Genomic DNA, 23,040 nt, shown 5'->3' on the forward strand with positions numbered 1-23,040 from the left:
AATGGAGAATGATTTAAAGAAAAACAATGATACTAAAAGAGCAGTTACATTAGGCTTTGACCTAGGAGTCGGATCTGTTGGATGATCAGTTGTTGACTCGGAAACTAATCAAATATACTATCTTGGAAGTAGATTATTTTCATCAGCTGAGACAGCTCAAGATAGAAGGTCCTTTAGAGGTGCCAGAAGATTAATTAGAAGAAGAAAGTATAAAAATCAAAAATTAGTAAACTTAATTTGGAAACACAATAATTATTTCAATTTTGAAAATAAAGCAGATATTATGCAAAACAATATTATTCAGCAACAAGAAAATAATATTGTTTTAAATTTAAAAGTTAAAGCCTTAAATGCTTCTATCGAGCCAAAAGAATTAGCTTGAATATTACATGACTATTTACAAAATAGGGGATATTTTTATGAAAACAATGAAAATATAGATATTTACCCTAGTGAAAAATTATTAGAGCACTATAATAAATATGGTTTTTATAATGGAATTATTGATTTAAACGATCCAAATCAAGTAAATGATGAAGCACTAATGAGTGATTTTAACTTTTCAAATAAACAATGACTTAACGAAATTAAACAAGTATTAAATTCACAAGATAATTTACCTGAAGATTTTATAAAAGAATATTTAGGATTATTTAGCTATGTTCGTGAAATGTCAAAAGGACCTGGAAGTTTAAACAGTGCAAGCCCATATGGTATATTTGGTTATGACAAAGAAACAAAAAAGACTATTCAACTGTATAATAATATTTGAGATAAAACACTTGGAAAATGCAGCATATTTAATGATGAATATAGAGCTCCAAAGAATTTACCAAGTGCTTTAATTTTTAATGAATTAAATGAATTAAGTACAATTAGAAGTAAACATGATTTATTAAATCATTGATTTATTACACAAGAGGAAAAATATAAATTCTTAAATGAACTAATTAGTTATTTATTAGATTTAGATAAAGCAGTAAAAGTAAAGAAAACACAAATTGACAAAATTATTATTTCATCTATTGAAGGTTCGATAAATAAATTCTTATTAGAAAATGGTTTCGAAGGTCTTTCTTCGCTAGATAAAGAAGGAATAAAGAATAAAAATGACGATAAGTTTAAATTATCTGGACTTAAAATTAATAAAAATGGTAAAAATGAATTTGGTGATTTAACTAAACTTTCAGAATTTATACAAAACATAAAGCAATTTCTAGATTTAAGTTTTTTAATTAATTATAGTCTTGAAGAAAAGTTGGATTTTTTAGATAATATGTTTTTATACTTATCTAAGAATTACACATTCACTGACAAAATAAATAAGAATAATTTAACTGAGATATCTAATAAAGATAAAGCTTTTGATTATTTAATAAAAAATCAGTATGAATCATTATTTAATTTATTTAAAACAATGCCAGAAGATTTTAGTGAACAACTCTCAAAAACTCACTCATTATCACAAAAAGCAATTAAATTAGTGATCTCAAAAATGGTAGGTATGGATAATAGACCATATCAAAAAGAAAAAGACAGAGGATGAAATTTTGAAGCATTAAAAAATTATGACGAGTCTTTTGAAACTGAAATTTTAAAGAGTAAAAAAGGAAGTGCAAAAAATAATCAAATTTCAAAATATTTAAGTCCCGATTTTGTTGATGAAGCTATTTTATCACCTGGAGTGAAAAGAATTTTAAGAGAAGCTACAAAAGTATTTAATGCAATTAAAAAGAAATTTGGTAAGAAATTTGAAATTTCTAAAGTAGTTATTGAACTAGCAAGAGAATTATCGGATGACGAAATTAACAAAAACAAAAAGAATTATGAAAAGATAATTTCAAGTAACAATGATATTGTTAAAAATGCCTTGCAGTATTTAGGAATTGGCGAACAACAAATTGAAACAATTTTAAAATCTGCTATCAAAAGTTACAAAACGTTATTATGACTACAACAAGATCATGTTGATTTGTATTCTGGTAAAGAAATATTATTTGAAGAAATATTTACTAATACCGAAATTGATCACATCTTACCATACAGTCAATCATTTGATGATTCAAGTAGTAACAAAGTACTTGTCCTTAAGAAATCAAATCAATTAAAAGGCCAAAAAACTCCATATGAATACATCAGATCAGGAAGTGCTGGCATTACCTGAGAAGAATATCTTCAAAACTGTAAAAATTGATATGAAAAAAATCAACCAGGATTTTCAAATAAAACAGAAAAAGACAAAAAATATAAAAAGTTAATTATCGAAGAAGATCAAAATGCTTTTGACATCGGATTTTTATCACGTAACTTAAATGATACAAGATATGCAACAGTTGTATTTAGAGATGCATTACAAGAATACTCAAAAAATATCTCAAGTGATAAAAAAGCAATGTTCCCTGTAATTTCTATAAATGGTGGTGTAACTTCATTTATTAGAAAAAATATGGAAAATGAAAAATTAAGAAAAAAGAATAGAGATGATTATTCTCACCATGCGATTGATGCAAGTATAATTGCAATGTTTGCTAACAAAACTAAAACTTTATATCATCAGTTGCAAAATATGAGTAATTATAAAATATACAAATCATCTTCTACAGGAATATGACGTAAAGAAGATATTAAAACAGGTGAAATTACTGACATTGATAGCAGCACATGAAAACAATTAAAAGTTCAAAATGAAATTAGTGAACTAGTCAAAGAAATGGAACCTAATTTTGATAACATTGATTTTAGAGTTCAATTTTCACGTAAAAAAGAAATCAAGTCTAATTTACAATTATTTAATAGTACGGTATATTCAATGATTCAAGATGGAGATGGTTTTAGACAGATTGACAAAATAAGTTTATTTGACAAAAAGAATAAAATTGCTCCAGTATTTGACTCAAAATTTGATGACTTATTATTGTCAGAAGCTAATCCAAACTTATTTAATTTAATTAAATCTATTTATTTAGAATATGAAAATGAATATAAAAATGGTGATCAAGGTGTATTCACTAAATATATGCATGACTTATCTCAAAATTATCCAGATAAATTTACTGAAGAGTTCATTTCTAAAATGATCGAATCAAAAACAGTTGTATTCTATGATCAAGAAAATCAAAACACCTTTAAGATCAAACATTTAAGAGTTAAAGGAGATAAATTAAAGGATACAACAGGACTTATTATTGTAAATAAAGACAGTAAAACAGGTTTACCAAAGGCCTTTCAGACATCAATAAAATCAGTTGGATTAATAATTATGAAGAAAAAAGATGATGGCAATTCTAAGAACCCTGAATATATAAGGATTCCAATTAATACATTAAATACTCATTTTGATTCTAATAAGTTAAATGTATTAAAACATGATTTCATGGCTGATAAAAAATTTATGAAATATTTAAAAGAAAAACAATTAGATAAAGGTTATGAAATTTGAAGAATTTTAACAGAAGGCACAGTGCTTATTGAAAAAGACAGTAGAGAATTATTTTACTTATCATCTTTTCAAACAATCAACGATATTCAAGAATTAAAATATCTTGGAAAGGCAACAAAATTGTATTCTGATGATGACAAAGATAAAAATTTAAGAATCAGAAAAACTGCAAAACAAATTATTAGCAACTATATAATTTTAAACCAAAAACAAGGCGTAGAGGTTGAACCAGATCTTTTAGGATTAAATAAAATTTTAGTTGACAATAAATTTAAATAATATATAATTTAATTGACAATATAAAAATATTGCTTATACAAGTATTGTCGTACCCTAAAATAAGACGTCATATTTTATATGACTGTCGTAATTGCCAGAGTTATCTCTGGTTTTTTCTTTTATGTCAAAAAAAGTTATTGAAATAGCACAAACTGAATATTTATCTTTATTTTTAGACACATTAATTGTTAACAAAGATGGTGCAAGAATTACAATACCATTACGTACTATTGATACGATTCTGATTACAAATCCATTTTGCTCAATTACAGTACCATTGCTAAATAAAATTGTCAATTACAACATAAATTTAATTATTTGCAATAGCAAATATCAACCAACAATACAAATTAATCCAATTAATTCTTATTATTCAAATAAAAACTATTTATCTCAAATAAGGTGAGATGAAACTTTTAAAAATCAAATTTGAAAACAAATTGTTAGGTTAAAAATTATCAACTATTCTAAATTAATTTATCATCTAAATATTGCAACAGATGATGAAATAAATAAATTAGTGGATTATTATTGCAATGTAAAACTTGGTGATGAAACAAATTGTGAAGGGCATGCTGCTAAGCTTTCTTTTAAATTATTATATGGTAGCTCCTTCAGTCGTTCTGATGATGAAAATATAATAAATAAGTTTTTAAACTTTGGGTATATTGTTCTTATGAGTTATGTTTCAAGAAGTTTGATAAAAAATGGACTTGATAATAGACTCGGAATTTTTCATAAAAGTTTTAACAATTATTTCGCATTAGCATGTGATGTTATGGAAATTTTTAGACCAGTAATTGATTATTTTACCTACTCATTTTTGATCAAAGAGCAGAATGATTCTTTTTCTGAGTATAAAAAAACATTATTCAGTTCATTTGAAAATTTAATTTTTAAAAATCGTAAGAGTTTAAATGATTTAATTGAACAATTTATTAAATCTATAATTTTAGGCAACATCATTGAAGAGGATTATATTATTGATTGAGATTAAGAGTAGATATATGAGAATACTAATTTTTTATGATATTTATCAAACAGATGAAAATGATAAAGCTGCACAAAAATTTAGAGAAAGATTAATCGGATTGGGATATTTTATGTTGCAATACTCAATATATTGCAAATGCATCGGATCACATACAATGTATAAATATGAATTAGAAAAAATCAAGAAAATTTTGCCGATAAAAGCAAATGTGAGAGTTATTATGCTGACTGAAAATCAGTATCAAAATATGGAAATTTTAACCGGAGAAAAAAACTTAAATGAAATTTATAATGATAGAGAGGATTATATAGAACTATAATGAAAATCAAAACATACAAAAATGAAATCAAAAACTTTCATGGGCTACTATTTTTAGATGTAGCAAATACTACTAATTTTTTAAGAGAAATGTTTATTTATGAAAAAGAAAATGAAGATGCATCAATTCAAATCAATAACAAAAACATTTGATTATCTGACTGCATAATAATGTCTCCACTAACCAAATATTCTGATCTGTTGGCTTTTAATAGTAAAAATATTATTGCAAAACTATTATCTTCTATTAATATTGACTACACTAAAATACTAAATACTGATTATATTTTAAATAATATAGTGGAAGAAATTAATCATAATTTTAACAATAATGTTATATCAATAGACAGCTCATCAACCAAAATTATTAAATCTTTATTAAATATATCAGATGACTTTATTAGTGCAGATGATGTATTAAAATATTTGAGTTTGTTAGATCATGAAACTGAACCTAAAACTATAATAATAAAAGACTTTAATAATTTAAATCTTTTTGAACTTTCTAGTTATATAGCTGTGAATAACATAATTGTTCTTAAAAATGATGTTATTAATGAAGTAGCAAGAAATTATGAATTGTTTGAAGCATACGCTTTAGTAGATGAGGATAATAATAGGATTATAAAAATAGAAAGCTTGGATGCATTTGAATATTTTTTAGAAGAGTTATTCCAAACTCAAATTAGTAATGAAATGTTAGCAAATATGTCTGATAAAGAAATAAATAAAATTAAGTTGGGCTTAAAAAATAATATTTTTTAACAAAATGAGGTTTTAGGGTAGTACAATATTTGTATAAGCAATAACATATTCACTATACACGTTTAAAGTGTGTAAGTTTTAGGGTAGTACAATATTTGTATAAGCAATAACTTATTGAGTATAATTTTTTTGGTATTTTAAGTTTTAGGGTAGTACAATATTTGTATAAGCAATAACCTTTAAGTCGTCAATAGTTTTAAATTGCTTGTTTTAGGGTAGTACAATATTTGTATAAGCAATAACTCTTCTGTTTGTGTTTCTGTTTCAGCTTCTTGTTTTAGGGTAGTACAATATTTGTATAAGCAATAACTGTTATATGACTATACTGTAATTGTGTTATGTTTTAGGGTAGTACAATATTTGTATAAGCAATAACCTTCCCCTTTAAACATTTCAATAATGTACTGTTTTAGGGTAGTACAATATTTGTATAAGCAATAACAGATCGCAATTTTTTATAATAGTGGTGTGTGTTTTAGGGTAGTACAATATTTGTATAAGCAATAACATAGAAAAGAAGATAACAAAATCCCAGCTGGTTTTAGGGTAGTACAATATTTGTATAAGCAATAACTTGTTACAGATTTTGCTAAACAATGATTTGTTTTAGGGTAGTACAATATTTGTATAAGCAATAACATCAAATGTTAAAAACAGCAGATAAAAAGAGTTTTAGGGTAGTACAATATTTGTATAAGCAATAACAAAGGTTGAGCAGAGCTGAAGGAGAGGTTAGTTTTAGGGTAGTACAATATTTGTATAAGCAATAACATGAAAAAGAAACAAGTAACTTGCATTTGCGTTTTAGGGTAGTACAATATTTGTATAAGCAATAACTACCTTTAATATTTTTACGTTGGCGATATAGTTTTAGGGTAGTACAATATTTGTATAAGCAATAACAGTACCTTCAAAAAACTAATTCTGAATTTAGTTTTAGGGTAGTACAATATTTGTATAAGCAATAACGAAGAATGTTCCATTTTTGTCTCATCCCTTGTTTTAGGGTAGTACAATATTTGTATAAGCAATAACCTATGAGCTCAATAAGCTTTGTTGAAGAAAGTTTTAGGGTAGTACAATATTTGTATAAGCAATAACAATCTACTACATTTTTTAGCTTATTTTGTGGTTTTAGGGTAGTACAATATTTGTATAAGCAATAACTTCCTAAGTTTTTTGAGTATTGGTAGTTCAGTTTTAGGGTAGTACAATATTTGTATAAGCAATAACAAGTTTTTAGAGTTTTAAAAGCGCTTGATTGTTTTAGGGTAGTACAATATTTGTATAAGCAATAACAAAAAATTTTAACTGCCTCAAAAGTTATTTGTTTTAGGGTAGTACAATATTTGTATAAGCAATAACAACTTTTTGTTTTTGTGAGTTCATTCCTTCGTTTTAGGGTAGTACAATATTTGTATAAGCAATAACAATAAATTGCGTCATTGGTTATATTTATGTGTTTTAGGGTAGTACAATATTTGTATAAGCAATAACTCTTCTGGTGTTGAGAATAATGTTTTTGTAGTTTTAGGGTAGTACAATATTTGTATAAGCAATAACAAATAAAAGTAACTCAAGCACTTGAAGCAGGTTTTAGGGTAGTACAATATTTGTATAAGCAATAACACACCATTCTAAATTCACTCGAAAGCATTTGTTTTAGGGTAGTACAATATTTGTATAAGCAATAACGCAAGCTCCTAAGATACTTGCTAATAATGTGTTTTAGGGTAGTACAATATTTGTATAAGCAATAACCTTATCTAGTCAAGATATACAAACAAAATTGTTTTAGGGTAGTACAATATTTGTATAAGCAATAACTATAAATAACCTTGCTCGGGGTTTTGGTATGTTTTAGGGTAGTACAATATTTGTATAAGCAATAACACTCAAGTTCATAAACTTGACTAATATTTTGTTTTAGGGTAGTACAATATTTGTATAAGCAATAACGCAGTTCTTGAATAAGTGGCATTAGACTATGTTTTAGGGTAGTACAATATTTGTATAAGCAATAACCCAGTAATATCAATCATAAAAGTTGGACTAGTTTTAGGGTAGTACAATATTTGTATAAGCAATAACGCTTTAGTATTGTTGATATACAAAAGTCTAGTTTTAGGGTAGTACAATATTTGTATAAGCAATAACTTCTTTGGGATATAATTCACGACAACGAGAGTTTTAGGGTAGTACAATATTTGTATAAGCAATAACTTTAGATAATAAATTACATTTTTCAGATAAGTTTTAGGGTAGTACAATATTTGTATAAGCAATAACCAAGTATGTAATAATGACGAAGACCTAGTTGTTTTAGGGTAGTACAATATTTGTATAAGCAATAACTTTCCAAACCCAAATAACACAGCTTCAGTCGTTTTAGGGTAGTACAATATTTGTATAAGCAATAACTTCCTAAATTTCTAGAATATTGATATGTTAGTTTTAGGGTAGTACAATATTTGTATAAGCAATAACGTCAGTAAAAACGTAATACTTTCTAAAATTGTTTTAGGGTAGTACAATATTTGTATAAGCAATAAACAAAACCCTTTAATTTAAAAACTTCAAAGATGTTTTAAGTCGAACATTTGTGTATAAAAAAGTGTCTAGATATAGGCGTCTATTTTTTTATTATCTTAAAGTATTAAAAGTAATATAATACAGCTATGAATTTAACAAAAATTTTTGATATGCAAAAAGAACTTGACAAGCAAATTGCTAAAAAAAGTCATGATGCAAACCCTGATTTAAATGTTGATGATATTAAAGTGCAAAAAACACTTGCATTAATAATTGAAGCTGCTGAATATATCAATGAAGTGCAAAGCTTTAAATATTGAAAAATTCATAAGGATATTAAAAGATCTGCAGTAACTGAAGAGTTTGCGGACTTAATTCACTTTCTAGTTAACTTTTCATATAAATTTGAAATTAATCCTGAAATTGAACCCATTATTTTAAGTGATGATATCAACATACAATTTCAACAACTATTTATTGCTATTGCAGAAATTATGAAAGATATTAACAAAGATAATATCTTAAAAGCTTTCCAAGTAGCGCTTGGAAGCTTTGTGATGCTTGGTTTTAATTATGATGATTTATACCTAGCTTATGAGGCTAAAAATCGTAAAAACTATGAAAGAATTGCAAATAATTATTAATTGCAAATAAAAAAGCTATATAATTATATAGCTTATGCCTTAGTGGTGGAATGGTAGACGCTGCGGACTCAAAATCCGCTGGAGCAATCCGTGCAGGTTCAAGTCCTGTCTAAGGCACCAAATGACTCCTTAGGAGTCTTTTTTATATACTTAATTATTTCTTTTATAGCTAAATTGTAACTAAAAGAGATAATAAATTAAGATCTTAATAAGTTTCTATTAGTAGTAAAAAATATTATCATTATGCCTAACATTTAGTAAAATTGAATAAATAAAAGATAAAGGAGAATTATGAGAACAGTTAAATTCGGAAATAAAGATTGCACTCTTGCTGGAACTTCTCCAGTAGTAGGCAATGAAGTAGTACTTGTAGGTGCTAAAGAAGGAAAATTTGAACAAAGCACACCTAAACGTGAAAACAAGTATTTAGTTTTAGGAACATTCCCATCAGCTGATACTATGGTATGTGATATGCAAATTTTAAAAATGGCAGAATTATCACACAAATACAAAAATGTAGATTTTGCTACTTTTTCAATGGATCTGCCTACTGCTTTAAGTAACTATGCAGAAGACCATGAAACAGGTAGAGTACAATTATACTCTGACTACTTAACACATGAAGTAGCTCGTGGACTAGGTGTTTTAATTGAACAAGTACAATTATGTGCACGTTCATTATTTATTCTAGATGATCAAAACAAGATTAAATACATGCAAATTAATGAAAACACCCATGAACAAGTTGATTTCAAATCAATGGAAGAAAAATTAAACGAATTATTAAAGGAAAACTAAAATGGATAAAAAATACGAAAAATTAGCTACACGTTTAGCTAAATACATGTCAATAGAAGCAATTTCTCGTTTTGAAGAACCTGTTGCAAATGAATTAAGAGCTAACATTAAAGCTAAATATGAAATTACAAGAGATGCTTTTGGATCAATTATTTTCCACAAACCATCAAAAGTTGCTAATGCACCTAAAGTTATGCTTGCAGCTCACATGGATGAAGTTGGATACATGGTTAAATCAGTTGCTGATAACGGAAATATCTTAGTTACAACAATTGGTGGAGTTTGACCAAGTGTTGTAATTGGAACTAAGGCTACTGTAGTTTCTAATGCTACAGGTAAAAGATTTGAAGGTGTATTTGGACACACTTCAATTCACATCATGGATAGAGATAAAATGAGCGTTGCAATTAAGGAAGCAGACTTATTTGTTGACTTAGGATATGCTTCAAAACAAGAAGTGCTAGAAGCTGGAATTGAAATTGGAGACAAAATCTTCTTATCTGGTGAAACAATTCACTTTGCAAACAATATTATTGGTGGAAAGGCAATGGATAATAGAGCTGGTGTTACAGCACTAGAATTTATTGCTAATAATTTAGCTGATTTAGACTTAGCTTGTGATTTATATTTAGTTGGTACAGTTCAAGAAGAAGTTGGAACTAGAGGCGCTAAAACATCAGTTTCAATAATTAACCCAGATGTTGCTTTTGCAGTAGATACAGGTGCTTCACATGACACAACTGGATGTAAACCAGGTACACCAGTACTTGGAAAAGGTGTTTCTTTACTTGTAAAAGATGGTGGAACATTACCTGATCCAAAATTATTAGCAGTTTTAATGGATATTGCTAAGAGAAAAGACATCCCAGCATACAAATATGTAGCTGAAGGTGGTGGAACTGATGCTGCTCAATTACAATATGCTCAAGGTGGAGCTTCTGTAATGACAATTTCAATTCCTCAAAGATACTTACACTCACCAATTGGTTCATGTTCACTTGTAGATATTCAAGCTACAATTGATCTAATGACAGAATTTATTAAGGAATTTTCACCTGAAGTATACGCAGATAAAATCGCTTATAAATAATAATGAAAATAACTACTAGGAAGTCCTAGTAGTTATTTTTTATATAAATTCTAAGTCAAATGTATCATTGTCTTTTAATTGAGTTAAAACATCATAAGTAGTCTTATTTACTTTTAAATAAATATCGAATATGCTTAGTGATACATTATGTGGGAAATTATAAGATAGGGCAATATTCTTATTTGGGTATAAGACTGTATCTCATCCTGCTGGAATAACATAATTTTTATCTCTATAAGCTAGAGTAATAGTTGGCTTGTTTTCTTTAATAGTTAAACTAGCAACTAAGTTTTCAGGTTGAGATAAAATAATGTTCCCATTAGCATTAAATACTTGATTTTGTAGGATCGAAATCAAGGAAATTCCAAGGGATTTGAGTTGACTTTGATTTACTTGTAGCCTTACAAGATAGTCATTTTGGTCCAATTCAGGATTAGTTGACAGCTTAGAACCAAAATTAGAATTAGTAAGATTTTTTACTGTAACAAATTTACCATTGTGCTTTTGGGCAAGTGCAATATCAAATTGCACATTATTATGTAAATTACTTTTAAGATGAACTTTTTTATCATAGCTTAAATCATCAATAATGTAATTTGAAATTAAGCTATAGCCTTCTTGTTTTAAACGAGTTAGTTCATTAAGATACACAGTATTATCTAATTCACTTTCTACTTGTTTAAATATTTCAGGATTAATAAATAAGTAATCAGCTTCTAAGTTTCCTTGTGACTTGGTAACTAAGATTTTCATTTGGTTATTCATTGAACTAAATGAATCTGTAAAACTATTGTTCTTATTAATATCAAGTGAAGCTAAATAAGCTGGGCCAAAGTCTTTTTTGTAAATTTCAACAACCTTTTCTAATTGTGCTAAATCTAACTCAATGGCTGTATTAAAGCTATCATCAATTGTTATATAACTATTTTGAATACTATATATTTGCTTAAATTGTTTAAGATTATGATCGATAGTTTGCTTTAATTTTTGAATTTGGTCTAAATTAACAGCTTTATTGGACTCTAAAGTAGTTAAATTATTTAATAAATGTTGATAAATTGAATTAATATAATAAACTCTTGCGGTAGCTCTAACATTAGCAAATTCATACTCTAGATTGTAAGAAAAGTTTTTTTGAATGTCAAAATATTCATTTAATGTTGTTAACATTTCATTACATTCATTAGCAACTTCACTAACAAAGTTATTCATAGCTTGGGCTAAGGCATAACTGGTTAAGTTGGTTTGATTATAAATTGATTCAAATTCTTGATATTTGGTTTTAAAAATATTATCATTTTTAACAACATTTTCTGCAAAAGGCAAGAAGTATTTGTTAAAACTGCTTGGTTTTTGAGTTCTATAGAGCTGGATTTGATCTCTTAATGCTGGATTTACTTTGCTTTGTTGCAAGATAAAGTCCACTATTTGATTTTGCATTTTAGTGTAGTTATTAATAAACACTTTAGCTTCATTTGCAAATGCCTTGGCATAAGTGTTATCATGAAAAGGGTTTGGGCTTTGTGTCGATTCATTATTTTGACAGCTACTTGCAAGAGCAACTAGTGATACACTAGGTAAAGCAAGTAACTTTATTAAAGATGTTCACTTCATATAACCACCTATTTAACATTTTGTAATCTAAATAAAATACTTAATAAATCGAAATTTAACAATTTATCAATTTGTTTATTAATTTCATCAATTTGCTTTTTAGCTGTGTTTAATAATGTAGTAACTTCTGTTTTAACTGTTTCAATATCACTATATTGGTTAATATTTAAACCATGTGCTTTAGCACTATTAATTCAGTCTTGAATTGTAATTTTTGCTTGAGTAATTTGGTAGTCTAAAGCAGCCACATTTTTATCATAATTATTTTGAAGCTGACTTAATCCTTCTTTAAGTTGCTCAAGAGCTTTTTTAGCTTGCTCTTTATCTTGTTCAGTTGCTTCTTTTGAATCTACAATAGCTTGTTGCTTTTCTTTTTCTGAATTAATAGCAGCCATATTTTTATCATATTCTTGTTTTAAGCTATCTTTTTGTGCTTCGAGATCTTTTACTGCTTTTTGAATTGAGTCTGCTGTTTGATCTTTATTTGGTGCAGCTGCTAGATAGTCAAGAATATTTTGTAAGGCTTGAATTCACTTATCTACTGTAATATAGTTCTTGCCTTCTTTTACAGTAATGATTTGAGCTAATTTGTCTTTGTAGTATTGTTCTTCTGTAGTATTAGAATTTGCTTGGTATTTAGGAATTAAGAAGTTTTTTACTCAAGGTTGGTATTTGCTATCTAGTACCATTTCTTGATCTTCTAATTGTTTTTTATCTTTGGCAAGTTTTTCAGCTTGTTTTTCATTTTCTTTTTTATTAGCGAAGAATTTATTATAAATTTCATCACTAATACCGATGTAAGCATCTATATTTAGTTGTGAGTTTTGATTTAAAAATACAAAATTATAATTTTCAAAAATCAAATTGTCTCATTGATTTTGAAGGGTTCTATTTCCTTCTAACCCTGCAAATAAGGTGTCAAACACTAGTAAATCAGGATTGATTCAACTATTTTTAATAGCGCTAAGTCCTCTAATACCAAATGGTAAATATCCATTAGTATTTTTATAAAACTCTTGAATATCTGTGTTATTTTGAGGGAAAGGAACTACTAAACCTAAAGTTGATGCAAGTTGTTGTGGAACATTAACCTTAATCACATAGTTTGTATTACTTGCATCAAAAGTTTGAGCTAATCCGTTAGTTGTATTAGGTTTCGAAGCAAATTTCTTGGTTGTATTGTCTCTTGTATAAATAGTAGCATTGATCTCATCAGTTTCTTGTTTACCATTTTGGGTTAAGAAAGCAAATTTAATGTTTTCAGCTTCTCCGTTAGCAAAATTATCATTTGGATAACTTGGATTTAAATTCTTTCCATGGTTGGTAAAGATTGAAACTAATTTTTCAATAGCATCAGTAGCAGTTTTATTTTTTGCAATTTCTTCTTGTTTTAATAGCTGATTTGCTGTTTGAATTTCGTCATTATTAGTTGTTGAAGTGTAAAACTTGAAGTATATTGGATTTTGATTAAATTGTTGAGTCAGTTCCTTTTCAGGTTGTCTTTGTTGAAGTACTGGAACCATAAATTTTGTATAAAATGTTTTTGTAACAGTGTTTTCAAAATCAGTATTGATCTCAGAAATCATTTTTTCTAAGTTTAGTTCTTCATTTTGAATTTTGTCTAATGTATATGACTCAATATTTTTTAGTCACTTATTAACTCATGAATTAGTATCGCTTATTGCTTTTTGAAGCTCTGCGTTAGGTTCTTTAAGTGATTTTTCTAAGTTTTGAAGCATATCGCTAATTCCATAATTTTTTATTTCTAATTGTAGAAAAGCAGCAGTAATTAAGGAGAATTCAAAAACTTTTTTAGGGCCATCTTCTAGATTTTTGACAAATTGTGTTTTGTATTCATTAGCTTTTTCTTGATTAATTTTTTCAGCTTGACCAATAATCGCTCCATAAGTTTGAATTAATTGGTTATAAATTTCTCCTAATTGCTTGTGGTTAGCTATAACATTTCTATAAAAGTCAATTGGCTTTGCAATGTCTACCTTTGAAATCTTGTCTAAAATTGTATTAGCTGTTGTTTTCATTTGGACACTCAAATTAGTAACATTTTTAATGTTATTATAGTAATCAAAAAAGTCATTTTTAAGCTTGCCATCAGGGACTGAAAGTGATAATTCTCCATAATATTTATTGGCAACTTGAGATAAAAATGGATCATTTTTTGTATTAATAATTAGCTTTGTAAAATATGTGTTTGCACCATCTACATAAAGTGACATAGTATTTCTATATGCACTAATAGTATTTATTAAATTATTTTCATTTTCTGTAGTTGTGTTAGTTTGAGTACAACTGCTAGCTACTAAAGGTAATGTTACGCTTGATAAGCTAACACTTGTTAATAATAAATTTCTATATATTTTTTTCATAATTTAAATTATACTCTTAATTTAAAAAGCTTACAGAAGTTAAGGAAAATCTAGTTTTTAACTATTACTCTTTAACTTTTATTCTTATAATATAGCTCTTTTAGTGAAAAAATATCTTGCTTTTTGATATTTCGAAAAAACAAGCAAAAAGGAAGGATTAATAGCTAAAAACTCAAGGCTAAGGTGAGAATTGATTTTTAAGCACTTAAATGATTAAAAGCTTAGGAAGTATCAACATTTTTTGCAGTATTTGTGGTATTATTTAAATACTATTTAAATATTTTAGGAGGAATGATGACTTCTTTAGTAGTTGTATTACTAATTATAGGCTTCTTAATTATCATAGTTTCATTCTTAATGTCACCTGATTCTAATGGTTTCTCAGGTGCTTTAGTTGGATCTGGTGATTTAGACTTATTTAAACATTCAAAAGAGAGAGGAGTAAAAAAGATTTTAAAATATTCAATGATTGTATTAGGAACCCTAATCATAGTTGGATCAATAATAATTAGAATCTTAATGTAATAATATGAAAAAAAATCTTATTTATGACTATATAAAAAATGGAAAGCCCAAAGCTTTCTTAGATATTGCAAAACATTTTAGAATTTTGCCAAGAGATAATAAATCCCTTACAAAAGTGCTTTCAGAACTTCAAGGGGAATATTTAGTTTTTAAAAATAATCGTGATGAATATTATGCACCAGTATTACAAGAAACAATTGAAGGTAATTTAAATGTTTCTCAAAAAGGTAATTTTGGATTTGTTGATTATGATATCGACGAAGAAAATGACACTAAAAAAAGTGTTTATGTTAAATCATTTAACTTCAATGGTGCTATTAATGGCGATACTGTAAAAGTTAATGTCTATAAATCTGAACTTCCTGGAGGAGATGATTTAACTCATGGAGTAATTACAGCAGTTGTTCAAAGAAACAATGAACAAGTCGTTGGTTTTATTAAAGAAAAAAATGATACCAAATACTTTGTGCCTGTAGATAATAGACTTAAAACAAGCAAATGAAGATTAATTTCTTCAACAGTTCCTACAAAATTAAATGATTTAGTAACTTGCAATATTTTAGCATACGAAGGTAACTGAATTGATACTCAAGTAGCTCGTGTTATTACTAATGAAGCTGATCCAATGGTGTTTGTTAAATCATACCTTGAACAAATTAAAGCACCATTATCATTCCCAGAAAATATGGATCCAGAAATTGCTCAAATTCCAAGCACAATTGTGGCAGAAGATTGAAGTAATCGTAAAGATTTCCGTGATGAAATGATTGTTACAATTGATGGTGACGACACAAAAGACTTTGATGATGCCATTACAGTTAAAAAACTTGCAAATGGAAATTACTTTTTAGGAGTTTATATTGCTGACGTTTCTTACTATGTTCGCGAAGAAACTGCAATTAATGAAGAAGCCTTAAAACGTGGAACAAGTATTTACCTTGTTGATCGTGTTATTCCAATGTTGCCAGTTGAATTATCAAACGGAATTTGTTCATTAAATCCTAATGAAGATCGTTTTGTTTTAGCATGTGAAATGGAAATTGATCCAAATGGAAATAATGTTAAAGTTGAAATTTCACAAGGAATTATTGAAAGTAAATTTAGATTGACTTATAAAAATGTTGATAAATTCTACAAAACAGGTTTATTAAATGAAAATGATGATCCAATTCAAGTTAAATCATTAAAAGAAATGCTACTAACAGCTAAAGAATTAAGTTTAATCCTTCACCAATACAAAATTAATGAAGGATATGTAGACTTCGAAATTCAGGAACCTAAAATTAAACTTGATGATGAAGGTAGAGTTAAAAGTATTGAAATTAATCCACGTGGTTTTAGTGAAGTGCTTATTGAAGACTTCATGGTTAGAGCAAATGAAACAGTAGCAAAATTCTTATTTGATGCTAAGTTGCCAGTTCTTTACCGTATTCACGAAACACCTGATGAAGATAAATTAACTTTATTAAAGAATTCATTAGCTGCCATTGATATTTCGGCAGCTGAGTTAAAAGCTAATACAATTACACCTAAAATATTTGCTGATTTTGTAACTAAAGTTAAAAATGAACGTGATGATGATTTTGTTAAATTAATGTTTTTACGTTCAATGCAAAAAGCTATTTATTCAGATAATAATATTGGACACTTTGGATTGGCTTCTAAATTTTATTGTCACTTTACAAGCCCAATTCGTAGATATCCTGACTTAGTAATTCACCGTACAATTAGAAATTTCTTAATTAACAAAGAATACAATAAGTTAGATGAATACAGAGAAATGTTGCCAATTTTTGGAGACTTAAATACTAAGAGTGAACAAAAAGCAGTTCAAATTGAACGTAACGTTAATGATCTTAAATTTGCTGAATTCTTAAAGAATCAAATTGGCAAAACTTTTAAAGTACAAATTTTAAGTATTTTAAACTTTGGATTCTTTGTGGAATTTGAATTTAAAGCTAGTGGACTTGTACATAAAAGTACTTTAATAGATGGTGAATATGAAGCTAATGATGTACTTACTAAATTAGTTTCTGCTAACCGTAAATTTACCCTTGGTGACTATGTTGATGTAGTAGTTGTTGGAGTTGATTTAGTTGAAGGTAAAGTTGACTGTGTGCTAGCTGATTTATACCAAGACTATATTGCTAAAAAACAAAAAGAAGAAACAGAAAGACACAATGCAAAGCCAAAGAAACAAAGAAAGTAAACTAGTTAAAAATTCTCTAGGTTTCGATTCTGATTTATACGTTTACCAAGACAAAACAATGTTTAACTATTCAGTTGATACTATTTTGCTTGGTAACTTTATTTATCTAACTCAAAAAACTACTCGAGCATTAGAAATTGGTACTAATAATGGTGCCCTATCAATCTTTGTGGCATCACGTTTTGCAAAACTTAAAATTGATGCAGTTGAAATTCAAGCAAAAGCTGCCTCTTTAGCAAAACAAAATGTTGAATTAAATCAGATGCAAGATCAAATAAATGTCATTTGTGCTGATTTTAATGATTTTTGAAAGCAACATACCAAAGAAGCTAGAGCTAAGTACCAAACAATTTTCTGTAATCCACCTTTTTATCCATACGATAAAAGTAAAATTAAAAAAGATATTAGTCAAGAAAAGCTAATAGCAACCCATGAAATTTATTTAAATTTAGAACAATTAATTATGGGCTGCAGTAAAATAATAGAACAGAAAGGTTTTCTAACCATTGTTTTACCAGTTGAAAGACTAGTTGATACTTTTGAATATTTACGTAAGTATAAATTTGAGCCTAAGCGTATTCAATTTATTCTTCCAAGAGTTGATGATAAACCAAAATTTGCTTTAATTGAAGCTCGCTATCAGTCAGGTTGAGGAGTGCATTTCCTTCCAAACCTTTATTTACATGATAGTAATGATAAAAATAATCATGCTTATTTACCTGAAATTAAAGCCTTATATAAACCTAAAAAAGTTTAAGGAGCAAGAATGAAAAAGAATTTTTATATAACAACCCCAATTTATTATGCTAGTGGAAATTTACATATTGGTCACTTATACACTACTACTTTAGCTTGAGTAATTGCTAACTATAAAAAGTTAGATGGTTACAATGTTAAAATGCTTACAGGTAGTGATGAACATGGTTTAAAAATTCAACAAAAAGCTGCTGAAGAAGGTATGCAACCACAAGAGTTTGTTAATAATTTAGTAGCTAAATATCAACAAATGTGACAAGATTTTGATATTGATTATGATATTTTTTCACGTACTAGTTCTCCAAGCCACTGTGAAAGTGTTAAAAAGATCTTTTCTTACTTTTTAGATAAAGGTTATATTTACCGTGGTAAATATGAAGGACTTTATTCTGTTAGTGATGAAGAATTTTTAACTGAAACTCAAGCTGTATATAAAGATGGGGCTTATTTCCACCCACAAAGTGGACATAAATTAATCAATGTTTCAGAAGATTCTTACTTTTTCCAAATGGATCGCTTTGCTCCTTGATTAATCCAATACATTGATGCAAATCCTAATTTTCTAGGTCCTAATAAAATTATTAATGAAATGAAGAATAATTTCTTACTCAAAGGACTAGAAGATTTATCAGTTACTAGAACTAACATTGAATGAGGAATTAAAATTAATGAAGATCCAACTCATACCTTATATGTATGACTAGATGCTTTATGTAACTATATTACTGCTTTAGGCTTTGATGTTACACAAGCTATACAACCAAGCGATTTTGAACAATATTGAAATGATGCTGAAGTTGTGCATTTAATTGGAAAAGAAATCTCTCGTTTCCATATGATTTATTGACCAATTTTCTTGCAAGCTTTAAATTTAAAACAACCAAGTAAAATTCAAGCTCATGGTTGACTTGTTACACCAACAGGGAAAATGTCTAAATCAAAAAATAATGTAGTTGATCCTTATGAATTATTAACTAAATACCATCCTGAAATGATTAAATATTATTTTGCTTCACAAATCACACTTGGAGAAGATGGAATTTGGGATGAAAATCGTTTTATTGATGTAATTAACTCTGATTTAATTAATAATTATGGAAACTTAGTAGCCCGTAGTATTAAAATGAAGGCAAATAGTTTTGCTGAACCGTTACATTATCAATCTTCTTCTTTAGAATCTGACCTGGCAATTGAAGAAAAAATTACAGCTTCTGTCGTAACTTATAAGAAACACTTTGATGCTTTAGAAGTTGATAAAGCTTTCAAAGTAGCAATTGAACTTTCAGGTGATCTAAATAAATATATAGATGAGACAAAACCTTGAACATTAAAAGAAGATCTACCTCGCCTTGAACAAATTTTAGTTAGATTATTTAATGGTATTTATGCTGTTTCATTATATTTAGCTCCAGTATTGCCTAGAAAAGTTGCTGAAGTTGCTCAAATCTTAGGTGTAAATAATTTTTCATTTGATTTAGTAACAAACTGGTCTAAATTTGATAATATTAATCAAGGGAAAGAATTTATTCTTTTTTCAAGAATTAAGAAATAGTATTTATTTAAGCAAACCAAATACTATGTTTAGGAGTATTTAATATGATTTTTGCCAAAGCTACAAGATATATAATCAACCCAGAGAAAATGAAGGGATTTATAGATTACTTATATATCTTAACTAAGAAAACAAGAATGAAAGAAGAAAATCTTTCTTTTGAATATGGTTTAGAGGCCGAAGATAAAGTTCTTGTTATTGAACGTTGAAGTTCAAAACAGTCTTTTGAAGCTTTTAACCAATTAGAAGAATTCAAAAAAGAATTTGGAACTATTAGAAAAATGTCTAAAACAGTCCAAAATGTCTATGAAATAGAGCTCGCTAAATAATAAAAAGCGAGCTTTTTTATATAATCTGCAAATGTGGAACAAAATGTGGAAATAAATTTTTTACACAATATAAAAAGATAAATGCTCTATAATTAATTATAGAAATTGTAACCGGAGCAGCTATACAAGAAAAAGCATTTATATCGCTCTTACATTTCTTGAAAAATACAAAACACATAAACAAGAGCAAATATTTTATATTTGCTTATTAAGGAGTTTTAATTTATGAATTTTAAATTTAAAAATATATTATTAGGAGCTGCAGGGCTTGTTGGTGTAACAACAGTTGCTCTTTCAGCTGGATGTAATACAGATACTGCTAAACCAGTAAACCCTAACACAACAGATGGTGATGGAACAGAAGCACCATGAGTTACAAATCCAGAATTAGGAAAAATTACATTATTAGGTCAAACATCTACAATGGCTGAACGTGTTGCTAACTCAGCAGGAAACAAATCTAACTCAAATCCTGATGCTGCTAAAGCACAATTTTCACAAGAGGTAAAAACTAAAATTGTTATTGGGCACACATTTGCTCAAGGTTCAGTTCAATCAGTTGGTATTGATCAAATTATTGCTGTCTACAACAATTTAGTTCAAAAGAATAAAGCAGCATTTGAAGAATACAAAAAAGCACATGCAGATGATCAAGAAGGTATTAATTACAAATCAGAATACGGAATTTCATTAGCTGCTAAAGAAGTTGATACAAAACCATTAGGTTCAGGATATTCAGCAGGAGCTAATGCTGTTACTCAAGCTGTTCAAAATGGTAACCCTAACTTTGCTGACATTATTTTAAACTATGCACCAGTTGCTTCATCATTAGGAAGCAAAGACATGTTATTAAGCTTTAATGATAATGATGCAGATATCAATTTAGACTTAACAAACTTTTCAAACAACTTTACAACAATTAATGCTCAAACACAAAATGTTGATAGACCTTCATCATGAATCTTACCTGCATTAAAGAGTACAAACGTTCTTTCATTAAATGCACCTGTTATGAACTACGTTTTAAGCACAATTGTTGAAAATGGTGGTTCAATTAAAGCTGATGATACAAAAATGGCTGAATTATATAAAACAATTAAAGAAAAAGGTGCTGCAGATGCTACAGTTGTTAAATCAACATGAGGAAAGCCTGTTTCAAATATTAAAGAATTAGTAAAAGGGTATGTAGTTTCATATTCAATTTTTGAAAACTACAAAGAGTTACTAGAATTTGCTAAATTTGCACAAGGATTATTTGAAAAATCAGTAAATAATAATAAACCAGCAAATGCCTCAGTTCATATTTTTGGTGTTGACTCTGCTACATCATTATATGAACAAGCTTTATTCTCAATTTTAAATGGTGATACATCTAAAATGATTCAATCTGTAAACCACAACAATGAAGGTGTTCAAATTTCATATTCAACACTACAAAAAGATGGTTCAGATGCAAATACAGGTTCACAACAAATCTATAACACAGTTAAAGACTCAGTTGTAGCTGGTGGAACAAAATTATTCCCTGGTGGGCAATTCTCTTCAAGAGATCAACAAAAACATAAATTTGCTTTTTCAATTGGTTCTACAGCTGGATATTCACACAACTTTGTTAAAGGTGAATTAACAAGTTATGTATTAACAGTTGATGGAAAAGAAGTTAAAACATTAAGCTTTGATGACAAAAATGGAAGCTTTAATGATATAAGATTAAACTATGGTACAAGTTACCAATTAGTGACATTACCAACAACAGCAGGACTTAAAAATGTTACAGCTGATACACCTGCTAAAGATGTTACTCCATTATACTTCTTAGGAAACAAAATGAATGGAATTTATGCTTACAATGCATTAACAGCTACTGCACTAAAGAATACACTTCCAGGTAAATATTCACAAATGTTTGCAACACAAGAAGATCAAACATTATTTGAAGAAACTGTTAAAGGTGCACAAGTAAATTCAAGAAACACAATTTCAAAAATTGGATTCTTAGTATTACCATATGACCAAACAAAAGCCGAAGATAAAGCATTCTTAGCAAAAGTTCAAGAAAAGAAATTATATGCAGGATTACTTAAAAATGATTCTAAAGATAAAGTTGCGTTCCAAATGATTTTAGCATTTAAAGATGGAGTTACAGAAACATATGGAATTTCAGAATCAGCAAATGCTACACTTAAAGAACTTGGATATGCAATTGAAAAGAAATCACAAGCAAACTTTTTAGGAGAAAATGAATTAATTTCATTACCTACTCCAACAAAATGAGAAAAAACTAACACTAAAAATGTTGTATTTGGACAAGGTCCTTCTATCATGGGTCTAGTTTCAAACCCAACTGATGAATTAGCTACAAAACAATTCATGAAATGATTAATTACATCAACAACCAAATATGTATTTGATCCAGAAGATACACAACAAACAGCATATACACCAAGAGACTACATCCAAAAACAAATGAGTTACATTTTACCATATGCTGGATTTGAAAATGTATCATTAGAAGATGCAACAGCAAGCTTTATCGGATCTAATGCATACTTAAAAGTTGCTTTCGAAGAATTCAAGAAAGTTGCTACAGACCCATCATACATTATCTTTGAAGAACCAGGTTCATTAAGAGCGGATTCTTATAGAAAACAATTAGATGCAGCATGAGATGGACTACAAACATCAGTTACTACAGGTCAAACAGTTCAAGACTTTACAAAATTCGTAGCTGAAGCTTCAAAAAATTAATATAAGAAAATCTATATCTGTCAAAATATAATTTATCGAAAGATAAATTATATTTTCTTGTATG

At 27.9% G+C, this 23,040-nt stretch carries 15 protein-coding genes, 1 tRNA gene and 1 CRISPR repeat array; of the genes, 14 read left to right on the forward strand and 2 right to left on the reverse strand.

The features are described from left to right. The first annotated feature begins 1 nt into the window (after position 1). The 8 genes from cas9 (at position 2) to ACM0L0_RS01055 (ending at position 10,859) form a co-directional block, all read left to right on the forward strand. Positions 2–3,718 (forward strand): type II CRISPR RNA-guided endonuclease Cas9, encoded by a 3,717-nt coding sequence (gene cas9 / locus ACM0L0_RS01020; RefSeq protein WP_416738708.1) that lies wholly within the window; start codon positions 2–4, stop codon positions 3,716–3,718. Between the two features lie 121 nt (positions 3,719–3,839). Further along, complete coding sequence (cas1, locus tag ACM0L0_RS01025) at positions 3,840–4,715, forward strand: type II CRISPR-associated endonuclease Cas1 (protein ID WP_416738709.1); 876 nt, start codon at positions 3,840–3,842, stop codon at positions 4,713–4,715. Between the two features lie 10 nt (positions 4,716–4,725). Further along, positions 4,726–5,031 (forward strand): CRISPR-associated endonuclease Cas2, encoded by a 306-nt coding sequence (gene cas2, locus ACM0L0_RS01030; RefSeq protein WP_416738710.1) that lies wholly within the window; start codon positions 4,726–4,728, stop codon positions 5,029–5,031. Continuing rightward, entirely contained in the window at positions 5,031–5,795 is a 765-nt protein-coding gene (locus ACM0L0_RS01035; RefSeq protein ID WP_416738711.1) for a hypothetical protein, read from the forward strand. The genes cas2 and ACM0L0_RS01035 overlap by 1 nt, the downstream gene beginning before the upstream one ends. A gap of 9 nt (positions 5,796–5,804) precedes the next feature. Then, a CRISPR array of direct repeats spans positions 5,805–8,348; the repeat unit is 36 nt; unit sequence GTTTTAGGGTAGTACAATATTTGTATAAGCAATAAC. 125 nt (positions 8,349–8,473) lie between these two features. Further along, entirely contained in the window at positions 8,474–8,971 is a 498-nt protein-coding gene (locus tag ACM0L0_RS01040) for a dUTP diphosphatase (RefSeq protein WP_416738712.1), read from the forward strand. A gap of 36 nt (positions 8,972–9,007) precedes the next feature. Beyond that, positions 9,008–9,091 (forward strand) — tRNA-Leu (locus ACM0L0_RS01045). A 171-nt stretch (positions 9,092–9,262) separates the two neighbouring features. Next, a complete protein-coding gene (locus tag ACM0L0_RS01050; protein ID WP_416738713.1) occupies positions 9,263–9,769 on the forward strand; it encodes a redoxin domain-containing protein in 507 nt (168 codons plus the stop codon). A 1-nt stretch (position 9,770) separates the two neighbouring features. Further along, on the forward strand, positions 9,771–10,859 hold the full coding sequence (locus ACM0L0_RS01055) for a M20/M25/M40 family metallo-hydrolase (protein ID WP_416738714.1): 1,089 nt from the start codon (positions 9,771–9,773) through the stop codon (positions 10,857–10,859). 39 nt (positions 10,860–10,898) lie between these two features. On the opposite strand, the gene ACM0L0_RS01060 is transcribed toward ACM0L0_RS01055, so the two are convergent. Next, positions 10,899–12,473 (reverse strand): hypothetical protein, encoded by a 1,575-nt coding sequence (locus ACM0L0_RS01060; protein ID WP_416738715.1) that lies wholly within the window; start codon positions 12,471–12,473, stop codon positions 10,899–10,901. 8 nt (positions 12,474–12,481) lie between these two features. Further along, the gene (locus tag ACM0L0_RS01065) at positions 12,482–14,857 is read right to left on the reverse strand and encodes a coiled-coil domain-containing protein (RefSeq protein WP_416738716.1); all 2,376 of its coding nucleotides are present in this window, start codon (positions 14,855–14,857) and stop codon (positions 12,482–12,484) included. A 294-nt stretch (positions 14,858–15,151) separates the two neighbouring features. On the opposite strand from ACM0L0_RS01065, the gene secG reads away from it, so the two are divergent. The 6 genes from secG to ACM0L0_RS01095 all read left to right on the forward strand — a co-directional run bounded on the left by secG (position 15,152) and on the right by ACM0L0_RS01095 (position 22,976). Then, the gene (secG, locus tag ACM0L0_RS01070) at positions 15,152–15,382 is read left to right on the forward strand and encodes a preprotein translocase subunit SecG (RefSeq protein WP_416738717.1); all 231 of its coding nucleotides are present in this window, start codon (positions 15,152–15,154) and stop codon (positions 15,380–15,382) included. 4 nt (positions 15,383–15,386) lie between these two features. Beyond that, positions 15,387–17,591 (forward strand): ribonuclease R, encoded by a 2,205-nt coding sequence (gene rnr / locus ACM0L0_RS01075; RefSeq protein ID WP_416738718.1) that lies wholly within the window; start codon positions 15,387–15,389, stop codon positions 17,589–17,591. Beyond that, complete coding sequence (locus ACM0L0_RS01080) at positions 17,563–18,348, forward strand: tRNA1(Val) (adenine(37)-N6)-methyltransferase (RefSeq protein WP_416738719.1); 786 nt, start codon at positions 17,563–17,565, stop codon at positions 18,346–18,348. The genes rnr and ACM0L0_RS01080 overlap by 29 nt, the downstream gene beginning before the upstream one ends. Positions 18,349–18,357: 9 nt before the next feature. Further along, positions 18,358–19,899 carry a methionine--tRNA ligase gene (metG, locus tag ACM0L0_RS01085; RefSeq protein WP_416738720.1) on the forward strand — a complete coding sequence of 514 codons (1,542 nt, stop codon included), beginning with the start codon at positions 18,358–18,360 and terminating at the stop codon, positions 19,897–19,899. Positions 19,900–19,943: 44 nt separating this feature from the next. Further along, positions 19,944–20,228 (forward strand): antibiotic biosynthesis monooxygenase family protein, encoded by a 285-nt coding sequence (locus ACM0L0_RS01090; protein ID WP_416738721.1) that lies wholly within the window; start codon positions 19,944–19,946, stop codon positions 20,226–20,228. Positions 20,229–20,453: 225 nt separating this feature from the next. After that, entirely contained in the window at positions 20,454–22,976 is a 2,523-nt protein-coding gene (locus ACM0L0_RS01095; protein WP_416738722.1) for a P68 family surface lipoprotein, read from the forward strand. The last annotated feature ends 64 nt before the right edge of the window (positions 22,977–23,040 follow it).

Source organism: Mycoplasma razini (assembly GCF_048076865.1).
GTDB lineage: Bacteria > Bacillota_I > Bacilli_A > Mycoplasmatales > Metamycoplasmataceae > Mycoplasmopsis.